This is a genomic window from Parahoeflea alexandrii (genome assembly GCF_024105735.1).
GTDB classification, from domain to species: Bacteria; Pseudomonadota; Alphaproteobacteria; order Rhizobiales; family Rhizobiaceae; genus Hoeflea; species Hoeflea alexandrii.
Genome location: NZ_JAAAML010000003.1, coordinates 870463 through 880693, shown reverse-complemented (window position 1 = coordinate 880693; position 10231 = coordinate 870463). Strand labels below are relative to the sequence as shown.

The window sequence follows — 10231 nt, the reverse complement described above, 5'->3', positions numbered from 1 at the left end:
CCATCTACAACGAGGCGGCCGAAGCCATCATCGCGCATCGCGACGGCAAGCCTGCCCCCGAAGGCGTCATCTATCCCGGCATCGAAGAGGGCCTGGCAGGCGTCGCCTTCGTCACCGCCTGCGTCGAGTCTTCCAAACGCGGCGGCGCATGGGTCAAGTTCGGCAGCTACAACAAGCGCTGAACACCGGACCGGCGGCCGGGTATTACGGCCAGGCCGCATAGGTGAGGTCCCCCTGCTCCTTCCTGCTGCGCAGGACATGGCGGTACTTGCCCGGCGTCTGCCCCGACTGGCGGGTGAAGAAGCGGTTGAAATAGGCCGGGTCGGCAAAGCCGAGACGGAAAGCGATCTGGCTGACCGGCAAGCCGGTGCTGGCCAGCAGCTCGCAGGCGTCGCGCATGATCTCGCGGTGCAGATAGGCCTGCGGCGAAAGGCCGGTGGCGCGCCTGACCGAGACATTGAGCCGGTCGCGCTTGACCTCGAGCGCCTCGGCGTAGCGTTCAACTGTCCAGTGCTGGTGCCTGTGCTGCCCGGTCAGCATGACAAACCTCTCGGCCAGACCCCGCGGCGAACGCTGCCGGGAGATGATATCCGTGCCCAGCATGCGCCAGAGGTGCAGCAGGATCAGTCCGAGATAATGCTCCAAGGCCTGGCTGCTGCCTGGCAAGTTGGCCTGTTTTTCGGTGGCAACGCCGTCGAGCAGGCGCACGATGGCATCGTTCTGCCCCAGCGGCTGCGATATGCCTTCTCTGAGCAGGATTCCCATCTGATCGGCGAGCAGGCTTGCCGGCAGGGAACGCACCAGGGTCTGGCGCGGAGCGAGCATGACCATCCCGCGGGTTCCGCCCGGCGCACCGAGATCGCGGGCCTTGCCGGCCGGAATCCAGATCAGTCGCGGAGCCTCGAATTCCCTTACGGTACCGGTCGCTGCGCCGGGTTCTGAGACCGTCAGCTTGCCGGCAAACAGCAAGACGAGGCAGGCCGAGTCCGCCGGGACCCGATAGGCCACGCGGGTGAGCGGACTGCGGATGTGAAGCAGAGACAGGATCGGGCGATCGTCACTGGCGGTCAGATTTGCTGGTCTCATGGCGGCAAGATCGCGGATCAGGTCAGAAATGCAAGCAAAAGTGCAATTCTTTGCGACAAAAGTGCATATTCTTATGCCGGACCCTGATTGATACTCAATCACAGCCGTTACTGGGAGTTCGGCTGAAACACTGCGGATATCGGGCGAAGGTGATTGAAAACCCTCGCTTCCGGCCGCAATTGGGAGGAAAACCTATGAAAATCACCCGACGCAACACTATGCGTGCGCTCGCATCCGGCGTGGCCATGACCATGCTGATCGGCGCCAACCTCGCCCACGCAGCCGATGACACGATCACGATCGGCTATGCCGTCGCAAAGACAGGACCCAACGCCACCGGCGCAGGCATCACCACGATCCCGAACTATGAATTGTGGGTCAAGGACGTCAATGCTGCCGGCGGCCTGACCATGCCGGACGGCTCGAAGCGGATGATCGAGGTCATCGAATATGACGACCGGTCCTCGAACGAAGACCTGGTCCGCGCCATCGAGCGGCTGGCCACCAAGGACAATGTTGATCTGATCCTGCCGCCATGGGGCACAGGTTCCAACCTGGCCATCGCACCGCTAATGGACCGGTTCGGCTATCCGCAGCTCGGCGTGACCGCCGTGACCGACAAGGCGCCGGAATTCGCCGCCCGCTGGAAGCGCAGCTACTGGATGCTCGGCGGCGGCCATGACTATGCCAACGGGCTGGCTGGCGTCCTGAAGGCCGCAGTGGCAGCCGGTACGCTCAACAACAAGATCGCCATGGTTTCCGTCGCCGACGGTTTCGGCATCGACCTGGTCAACGGCGCCCGCCCGGCTTTTGAGGAAGCCGGCCTCGAGGTCGTCTACGACAAGACCTATCCGCTCGGCACATCCGATTTCGCCGCGCTGATGGCGGAAGCCCAGGCGAGCGGCGCTGACAGCTTTGTCGCCTTCTCCTATCCGCCCGACAGTTTCGGCATGACCAAGACCGCCCAGTCGATGGGCTACAATCCGAAGGTCTTCTATGTCGGAGTGGGCGGCGCATTTCCGATCTACGGCAAGATCGCCGACGGCAAGCAGGAAGGCGTGATGTCTATCGGCGGCGTCAATGCCGCCTCCCCGGCGATCCAGGATTACTTCGCCCGGCACACCGACAGCGCCGGCGCACCACCTGACAGCTGGGCTTCGGCGATCACCTATGCGTCGCTGGAAATGCTGGCGCAATCGGTCGAGCGGGTCGGCCTGGACCACGAGAAACTGGCCCAGGAACTCTCGACCGGCACGTTCAGCACCATCATCGGCGACGTCAAGCTCGAGGACAACCAGCTGCGTGACCTGTGGTGGGTCGGCCAGTGGCAGAACGGCACCTTTGTCGCCGTCAATCCGGCTGACAAGGACGGCGCCGTCGCTCCGATCGTCCCGAAGCCGAACTGGTAATCCGGTTCAAGCGCCCGAGGGCAGCCGCAAATGGCTGCCCTTCCCTCTCCATTGTTGACAGAAGCGGACCACTGCTATGACGACGCTTGTGCTCGGCCTGGTGCTGGGCGGCACCTATGCGCTGCTGGCGCTCGGACTGACGCTGCAATACGGCATCGCCCGGATCATGAATCTGGCCTATGGCGAGGTCACGTTGCTGGCGGCCTTCGGACTGGTTTTCCTGTTCCAGACCGCCGGCCTGCCGCCGCTCTTGGCGATCGTGATGATCGCTCCCGCCGGCTACCTGACCGGCTGGATACTCTACACCATGATGATGCGTCCGCTGGTCCGCCGTGCCGCCGGCAAGCCCGGAAAGCTGGAAGTCGATTCCATTCTGGCGACATTCGGTCTTCTGTTCGTGCTGCAGGGCATCATGCTGGTGCTTTTCGGGGCCAATTTCACCTCGATTTCCTATCTTGACCAGGGCGTGAACGTGCTCGGCGTCTCGGTGGCGCTGAACCGGCTGATTGCCTTCGGCATCTGCCTTTTCGCGGGACTCGGCCTGATCGTCCTGCTCAACTGGAGCCGCTGGGGACTGATCCTGCGCGCCGTGGCGCTGACCCCGGGCTCGGCACCACTGGTGGGCATCGATGTCAACAAGGTCAGCCGTCAGGGCTTTGCGCTGGGAACCGCGCTGGCTTCGGTCGGCGGCGCCAGCATTGCCATGTACCAGACCTTCTCCGCCAATGACGGGGTGGTGTTCACGATGAAGGCGCTGATCATCGTCATCATGGGTGGCGTCGGCAATGTCGCCGGGGCGCTCGCGGCAGGCTTTGCGCTGGGACTGGTCGAGACCTTCGTTGCGACCACCTTCGATCCCGGCCTGACGCTGGCAGCAACCTTCACCATCTTCCTCGTCGTTCTCATCTGGCGTCCGCAGGGCCTGTTCGGGAGGCGTTCATGATCCGTCTGGCAATCGCACTCCTGGCTCTTGCCGCCCTCGCCGTCCTTCCCCGGTTCGTGTCCGAATATGAACTCGGGCTGTTGATCGGCATGGCAAGCTACGTGGCGCTGGCCTCGGCCTGGGCGCTGTTTTCCGGCCATACGCATTATATCTCGCTGGCGACCGTGGCGTTCTACGGCACCGGGGCCTACACGGTCGCCGTGCTCAACGAGAGTCTGCCCTACCCGGCAGTACTCTTGTGCGCGGCCCTGATTGGTGCTGCCATGGCGCTGCTGGTGGGACTGTCGACGCTCAGGCTCTCGGGCATCTATTTCGTCATCTTCACCTTCGGGCTTGCAGAACTGGTCCGGCAGTTGATCACCTGGTACGAGGTCTCGATCACCGGCACGCTGGGGCGCTACATCTTCCTCGATCTGACCGCGCGGGACATCTACTGGCAGATGCTGGCGCTGGCGGCGATCGCGATCGGGCTGACCGCCTGGATCAACCGCACCAGGCTGGGACTGGCGCTCAGGGCGATCGGCGACGACGAGGTGGTGGCGGCGCATTCGGGCATCCACCTGGCGCGGACCAAGCTGGTCGCCTTTACCATCTCGGCCACGCTGATCACGCTTGTCGGCGCGGTCGGCTCGCCCCGCTGGGTCTATGTCGAGCCGCTGATCGTGTTCAATCCGACGGTGAGCTTCCTGACCGTCATCATGGCGCTTTTGGGCGGAGCCAACCGGTTGTGGGGACCGCTGGTGGGCGCCATTCCGCTGTTCCTTCTGTTCGAATGGCTGTCTGTGAATTTCCCCGACACCTATCCGATCTTCCTGGGGCTGATGTTCATCGCGGTGGTGTTCGTGCTTCCGAACGGTGTGCTCGCCGGCCTTGACGATCTGCGCGCGTGGCTTGGGAGGCGCGGCAAATGACCCTTCTTCACGTCGACACCGTTTCGCGGTTCTTTGGCGGCCTGAAAGCCGTCGACCAGGTCTCCTTCGAAATGGAGAGCGGCACGATCATGGGGCTACTCGGTCCGAACGGATCGGGCAAGACCACGCTGCTCAACCTGATCTCGGGCTTCCTTGCGCCCTCCTCGGGCAAGATCATCTTCAACGGCAGGAACCTTGCCGGTGCCCGGGTCGACAAAATCGCCCGCGCCGGCATCGCCAGGACATTCCAGCTCGTGCGGATCCTGCCGTCTCTGACGCTGCTTGAAAACGTCATGCTCCCCGCCGTCTTCGGCCACCGCGCCCACTGGGGCAAGGAAGCCGAGCGGGTGGCGCATGCGGCGCTTCAAAAGACCGGGCTCGGCGACCGGGCCAACGCCAGCGCGGGCGATCTCAACTATATCGACCAGAAGCGGCTCGAACTGGCCCGCGCACTGGCCGCCGAACCGGAACTGCTGCTGCTCGACGAATGGCTCGCCGGCCTCAATCCGACCGAGTTGCAGGAAGGCATAAGGCTGATTGAAAGCCTTTCGGGCTCGGGCATCACCATCATCATGGTCGAGCACATCATGGAGGCGGTCCGGGCGCTGTGTCCGCGCTGCGCCGTCATGAACGCGGGCCGGCTTATCGCCGATGGGGAGACTTCGACAGTCCTGTCCGACAAGGCCGTGATCGCTGCCTACCTGGGAGATGCCGAATATGCTTGAAGTCCGCGACATCAGTATTGCCTACGGAAAACACGTGGCAATCGACCGGGTTTCGATCGAGGTCGGCAAGGGCGAGATGGTGGCAATTCTCGGCGCAAACGGGGCCGGCAAGTCCTCGCTGCTCGGCGCCATTGGCGGCCGCACAAGGCCTGCCGGCGGCAGCGTGAGTTATGACGGACAGGACATCCTGGCCTTGCCGCCGCACGAGGTGGTCGAGCACGGCATCGTAATCGTTCCCGAAGGCCGTGGCATCTTTCCGCAGATGACGGTCGCCGAAAACCTCAGGCTCGGCGCCCTGCCCCGGCGCGCCGAGGCCAATGCCGGCAAGAACCTGGAACTCGTGCATGCGCTGTTTCCGAAACTTGCCGAACGCGGCAACCAGCTGGCGGGGACGATGTCTGGCGGCGAACAGCAGATGGTGGCGATCGGACGGGCGCTGATGTCCTCGCCAAAGCTGCTGCTGCTCGACGAACCCTCGCTCGGGCTGGCCCCGATCGTCGCCCAGGAAGTGTTCGCGGCACTTGCAAAGATCCGGGAGACCGGCCTGACCATCGTCATCGTCGAGCAGAACGCCCGGGCGACCTTGGCGCTTGCCGACCGCGCCTACCTTATCGAGACCGGTGCGATCACCGGCTCCGGAACCGCATCCGAATTGCGAAACGATCCCGCAGTGATCCGCGCCTTCCTTGGCGGGGAGAAGATACAGAAGAGGCCCAACAACATGACCAATCTTGATCTCTATATCGGCGGCAAGCACGTCGCTGCCTCCAACAACGCGACCTTCGAGCGGAAGAACCCGGTCACCGGCGAGACGGTCACGGTCGCTGCCGCCGCCTCGGTCGAGGACGCGACACGGGCCGTCGATGCGGCCGCCGCAGCCTTCCCGGCCTGGTCCGAAACCGGACCGGCCGCACGGCGCAAGATGCTAATGGATGCCGCGACGTCGCTCAACAACCGGGCCGACGACATCGTCCAGGCGATGAAGGACGAGATCGGCGCGACGGAAGCCTGGGCAAGGTTCAACGTGATGCTCGCTTCCAACATGCTGATCGAGGCGGCGTCGCTCACCACGCAGATCAAGGGCGAGATCATTCCATCGAACCGCCCCGGCTCGATGGCGATGGCCATTCGCCAGCCGGCGGGCGTCGTGCTCGCCATGGCGCCGTGGAACGCACCGGTCATCCTCGGCATCCGCTCGATTGCCACTCCGCTTGCCTGCGGCAACACCGTGGTGATGAAGACATCCGAACTCTGCCCGCGCACCCACGCGCTGATCATCGAGGCGGTGGCGCAGGGCGGTCTGCCCGACGGCGTGCTCAATGCCATATCCAACGCGCCCGAAGACGCGCCGGCCCTGGTCGAAGCGATGATCGCAAATCCGGCCGTCCGCCGGGTCAATTTCACCGGCTCGACGCGCGTCGGCAAGGTGATCGGCGAATTGGCCGGCCGTTATCTCAAGCCTGCGCTCCTGGAACTTGGCGGCAAGGCGCCGATGATCCTGCTCGAGGACGCCGACATCGATGCAGCGGTCGCTGCAGCTGGGTTTGGCGCCTACATGAACCAGGGCCAGATCTGCATGTCGACCGAACGGATCATTGCCGTCGGCTCGATTGGCGACAAGTTCGTCGAGGCGTTTGCGAAGAAGGTGGAACAATTGACCGCAGGTGATCCGCGCGAGGGATCATCGCCGCTCGGATCGCTGGTCGACGCGACGGCGGCGGAACGGATCAAGGAACTGATCGAGGACGGTGTCGGAAAGGGTGCCAAGCTGATTGCCGGCGGCGGCGAAGGTACCATCCTGAATGCGGCAGCCCTCGACCACGTCACCCCCGACATGCGGCTCTACACCGAGGAAAGCTTTGGCCCGGTGGTCAGCATCATCCGTGCCGGATCGGTCGACGAGGCCGTGCGGATAGCCAATGACAGCGATTTCGGCCTGTCGTCGGCCGTCTTCAGCCGCGATGTGATGCAGGCCATGAACGTTGCCAAGCGGATTGAAAGCGGCATCTGCCATATCAACGGCCCGACGGTGCACGACGAGGCGCAGATGCCGTTCGGTGGCGTCAAGTCCTCAGGCTACGGGCGTTTTGGCGGCAACTGGGGCATTGCCGAGTTTACCGAACTGCGCTGGATCACCATCCAGGATGGCACGCCGCATTATCCGATCTGACTGTTCAATCGCCGGCGGGCCTCTATCGACGCCCGCCGGTCGCCTCCTTCTTCAGGGATCCGTGCAGTCGATTTCTGCCGGTTCCGTCCACCTGCTCTCTCTTGAAGCATCCGGCCCATCAACTTTCCGACCCCGCGTGGAACATTCGCGTTGCTGCGGCGTTGTCTGGCAGGGCGTGCGCTCTTGCGCGGCCTGCAATCGGCATCAAGGAGTATTATTATGGGTATCGAAGTTGGCGGCCTGCTCGGCCTCATTCTTCTCATCGCCATGGTTTGGGCGATTTTCAGCATTTTCCAGTCTTCGGCCTCGACCGGCGCGAAAGCCCTGTGGACCGTGCTGATCATTGTTCTGCCGGTGCTCGGCCTTATCATCTGGTTCCTCGCCGGCCCCAAGGGCAAGACCCGAACCGCTTGAATGTGAGGAAGGCCGGAAATGTCATCGAACACTGATCCCTCACTCGCCGCGCAACTGCTCGGGCTGGAAGTCATGTCTGACGACAGGCATGTCCCCGACGACCCGGCCAGCCGGGAAGCCCAGCTCGAAAAACTGGAAATGCAGGCGGCGATGCTGCTCAGGGCAGCGACCCGGCAGGGGAATGCGGGTTCCGAACAGCAGAACGGTGAAATCGAACCTACAGCAAAGGAATAGTGCAGCCACCCATATCATTCAGACGTGCTGAACTTTTCCCGTCCGTAAAAGGCGCGCCCCGGGGTCCCGCACCCACTGGTCCCGCCTTTTTTATTCACGCCTCTCCATCCATTCAGTGATACATCCAATCCCGGGAGAGTGGAAGTTTGCACCCTCAGGCGGCTCCCTTGGACGGTCCCATCCCACTCTTCTGTCCGGCTCGTTTGTCGAAGTGCCGTCAAGCATCAAAAGGACGGCCCGCTTGCGCAGGCCGTCCTTCGAATACTCGTTCGCAAAGCCCTTTTGTCCATGGTTTTTGCAAAAGCTGTGTGTGGACCGTCAGCGTCCGGGAAACGCCTTGTTGACGAGCGGCCTCGATGTCTCGTCTGGGCCGTAATCGCTCTCGCCATCGATGGTCAGCAGTTCCTGCAGCTTCACCCGGGCCCGGTTGACACGGCTCTTGATCGTGCCGACAGCAACGCCAGCAATTTCGGCGGCTTCCTCGTAAGAGAAGCCTGAGGCGCCGATGAGCACGATGGCTTCACGCTGGTCATCAGGAAGGCTGTCGAGCGCGGTCTTGAAATCGGCCAGGTCGAGCTTGCCATACTGCTCGGGGTGGGTTGCCAGATTGCCGGCAAACACGCCGTCGGGATCGGGGAGTTCACGCCCCTTCCGGCGCATCTGGCTGTAAAACTCGTTGCGAAGAATTGTGAAGAGCCATGCCCGCATGCTGGTCCCGGGCTGAAAACTCTCCTGTTTTCCCCACGCCTTCATCACTGTTTCCTGCACCAGGTCGTCAGCCTTGTCGTGGCGACGCGCCAGGGAAACGGCGAAAGCCCTCAGACTTGGCAGGACTGCCAGCATCTCGCGCTTGAAGGAAAACAAGCTCGCTGTTTCGGCAGGAATGGGCTCAGGAGTACCCATGTCAATTAGCTCCATTGGAGCCACCGGAACGTTCCGCAGCATCAAGTTTCTCAAGTAAATTGAGCAGGTTATCCGGAATCGGTTCCTGCTCAACCGACGTGTAGTACTGCTTGAGTTGTGAAGCTATCGCGTCGGTCGACCCAAGGTCGGACCGCGCCCCCCGATTTTGTGAGCCGCCGTTGTCGTCTCGATCAATCATGCCCTTGCAAGCCCTTTCCGAATGAACACATAGTGAGAGAATGCGCCACGCAAAAAAAAGTTCCAAGTGTTCGGAACTTTTTTTTGCGTGGTGCGTTTCGAGTAAGTTGCCACGTCAAAGTGGACTACAAAGGGGTACCTAATGACGACACTGTCCATGCGCATTGCGCCGCACCTTCCTTATCTCCGCCGCTTTTCTCGGGCGGTGACCGGATCACAGACCTCCGGCGACGCATATGTTGCCGCGACGCTCGAAGCGCTCATCGCCGACTTGAGCATTTTTCCAAAGACTGGCGATGACCGGGTGTCTCTTTACCGGCTGTTCTCACAACTCTTTGATACGCTTTCGGTTCCAATTCCGGAAAATCCGACGCCATTCGGCTGGGAAAAAAGAGCTGCCACAAATCTTGAAGCGGTAACACCGCAGGCGCGCAAGGCTTTCCTGCTGATTGCGGTCGAGGGCTTCAAGCCGGCCCAGGCAGCGGAGATTCTCGATGTCGATGAAGACAGCTTCAACAAGCTGCTCCAATCCGCGTCGATGGAGATTTCCCGCCAGGTGGCGACAGACATCATGATCATCGAGGATGAACCGCTCATAGCGATGGACATCGAGGACATGGTTGAGGCCCTTGGCCACCGGGTCACCGGCGTCGCCCGCACGCATGCCGAGGCAGTCGATCTCTACAAGCGCACCAAGCCGAAAATGGTCCTCGCGGACATTCAGCTGGCGGATGGCAGCTCTGGCATTGACGCGGTCAACGACATCCTCAAGGACGAGACGCTGCCGGTGATCTTCATCACCGCGTTCCCGGAGCGGCTGCTCACCGGTGAGAAACCGGAACCGGCCTTCCTGGTGACCAAGCCTTTCAACCCCGACATGGTCAAGGCGCTGATCAGCCAGGCGCTGTTTTTCAACGCCGCAGAGGAAAACCTTGAGATGACAGGAACCAATTAAATACACGGGCGTTGTGGTGACATCGAACAACAAAGGAGAAATTCGATGCTCTATTACGCTCTTGTGTTTCTGGTCGTGGCCATCATCGCCGGTGTGCTTGGATTTGGTGGTATCGCCGGTGCTTCGGCCGGCATTGCACAGGTCCTCTTCTTCCTCTTCCTGGCGTTCCTGGTCATTTCTCTGGTCCTGAACTTTGTTCGAAAAGTCTGACCCGTTCCAAGACCGGTACGACGACACCGTTTGAGGCGCCGGGCTAGTTCCGGCGCCTTGTCACATTAAGCCA

The 10231-nt window shown here is 62.0% G+C and carries 12 protein-coding genes and 2 pseudogenes; 11 read left to right on the top strand and 3 right to left on the bottom strand.

Annotation, left to right across the window (positions count from 1 at the left end):
- Window positions 1-182 (top strand): annotated as a pseudogene (locus GTW23_RS19340) (gfo/Idh/MocA family oxidoreductase); the annotation flags it as partial.
- Between the two features lie 22 nt (window positions 183-204).
- Here the strand turns inward: GTW23_RS19340 and GTW23_RS19335 are convergent.
- The gene (locus GTW23_RS19335) at window positions 205-1086 is read right to left on the bottom strand and encodes a helix-turn-helix domain-containing protein (protein ID WP_252916944.1); all 882 of its coding nucleotides are present in this window, start codon (window positions 1084-1086) and stop codon (window positions 205-207) included.
- 194 nt (window positions 1087-1280) lie between these two features.
- Here GTW23_RS19335 and GTW23_RS19330 point away from each other — a divergent pair, with 194 nt between their 5' ends.
- From GTW23_RS19330 to GTW23_RS19295, 8 genes and pseudogenes are all read left to right on the top strand, one after another.
- The gene (locus GTW23_RS19330) at window positions 1281-2495 is read left to right on the top strand and encodes an amino acid ABC transporter substrate-binding protein (RefSeq protein WP_152008925.1); all 1215 of its coding nucleotides are present in this window, start codon (window positions 1281-1283) and stop codon (window positions 2493-2495) included.
- 76 nt (window positions 2496-2571) lie between these two features.
- The gene (locus tag GTW23_RS19325; RefSeq protein WP_152008926.1) at window positions 2572-3438 is read left to right on the top strand and encodes a branched-chain amino acid ABC transporter permease; all 867 of its coding nucleotides are present in this window, start codon (window positions 2572-2574) and stop codon (window positions 3436-3438) included.
- Window positions 3435-4349, top strand: coding sequence for a branched-chain amino acid ABC transporter permease (locus GTW23_RS19320; RefSeq protein WP_252916943.1), 915 nt, complete (start codon window positions 3435-3437; stop codon window positions 4347-4349). Before GTW23_RS19325 ends, GTW23_RS19320 begins: the two co-directional genes overlap by 4 nt.
- Window positions 4346-5074, top strand: coding sequence for an ABC transporter ATP-binding protein (locus GTW23_RS19315; protein ID WP_252916941.1), 729 nt, complete (start codon window positions 4346-4348; stop codon window positions 5072-5074). Before GTW23_RS19320 ends, GTW23_RS19315 begins: the two co-directional genes overlap by 4 nt.
- Window positions 5058-5540, top strand: a pseudogene (locus GTW23_RS19310) (ABC transporter ATP-binding protein); the annotation flags it as partial. The gene GTW23_RS19315 and the pseudogene GTW23_RS19310, both read left to right, overlap by 17 nt.
- Window positions 5541-5795: 255 nt before the next feature.
- On the top strand, window positions 5796-7244 hold the full coding sequence (locus GTW23_RS19305; protein ID WP_252917012.1) for an aldehyde dehydrogenase: 1449 nt from the start codon (window positions 5796-5798) through the stop codon (window positions 7242-7244).
- 219 nt (window positions 7245-7463) lie between these two features.
- Window positions 7464-7658: a PLD nuclease N-terminal domain-containing protein gene (locus tag GTW23_RS19300; protein WP_252916939.1), complete on the top strand. Its 195-nt coding sequence runs from the start codon at window positions 7464-7466 to the stop codon at window positions 7656-7658.
- An 18-nt stretch (window positions 7659-7676) separates the two neighbouring features.
- Window positions 7677-7892: a hypothetical protein gene (locus GTW23_RS19295; RefSeq protein ID WP_252916938.1), complete on the top strand. Its 216-nt coding sequence runs from the start codon at window positions 7677-7679 to the stop codon at window positions 7890-7892.
- A 318-nt stretch (window positions 7893-8210) separates the two neighbouring features.
- On the opposite strand, the gene GTW23_RS19290 is transcribed toward GTW23_RS19295, so the two are convergent.
- Together GTW23_RS19290 and GTW23_RS19285 are read right to left on the bottom strand one after the other, a co-directional pair.
- Complete coding sequence (locus GTW23_RS19290) at window positions 8211-8795, bottom strand: sigma-70 family RNA polymerase sigma factor (protein WP_152008932.1); 585 nt, start codon at window positions 8793-8795, stop codon at window positions 8211-8213.
- A gap of 1 nt (window position 8796) precedes the next feature.
- Window positions 8797-8994, bottom strand: a complete 198-nt coding sequence (locus GTW23_RS19285) for a NepR family anti-sigma factor (protein ID WP_152008933.1) — start codon at window positions 8992-8994, stop codon at window positions 8797-8799.
- Window positions 8995-9135: 141 nt separating this feature from the next.
- Between GTW23_RS19285 and GTW23_RS19280 the strand changes: the two genes are divergently transcribed.
- Both GTW23_RS19280 and GTW23_RS19275 read left to right on the top strand, forming a co-directional pair.
- Window positions 9136-9948 (top strand): response regulator, encoded by an 813-nt coding sequence (locus GTW23_RS19280; protein ID WP_252916935.1) that lies wholly within the window; start codon window positions 9136-9138, stop codon window positions 9946-9948.
- 45 nt (window positions 9949-9993) lie between these two features.
- The gene (locus GTW23_RS19275) at window positions 9994-10158 is read left to right on the top strand and encodes a DUF1328 domain-containing protein (RefSeq protein WP_152008935.1); all 165 of its coding nucleotides are present in this window, start codon (window positions 9994-9996) and stop codon (window positions 10156-10158) included.
- The last annotated feature ends 73 nt before the right edge of the window (window positions 10159-10231 follow it).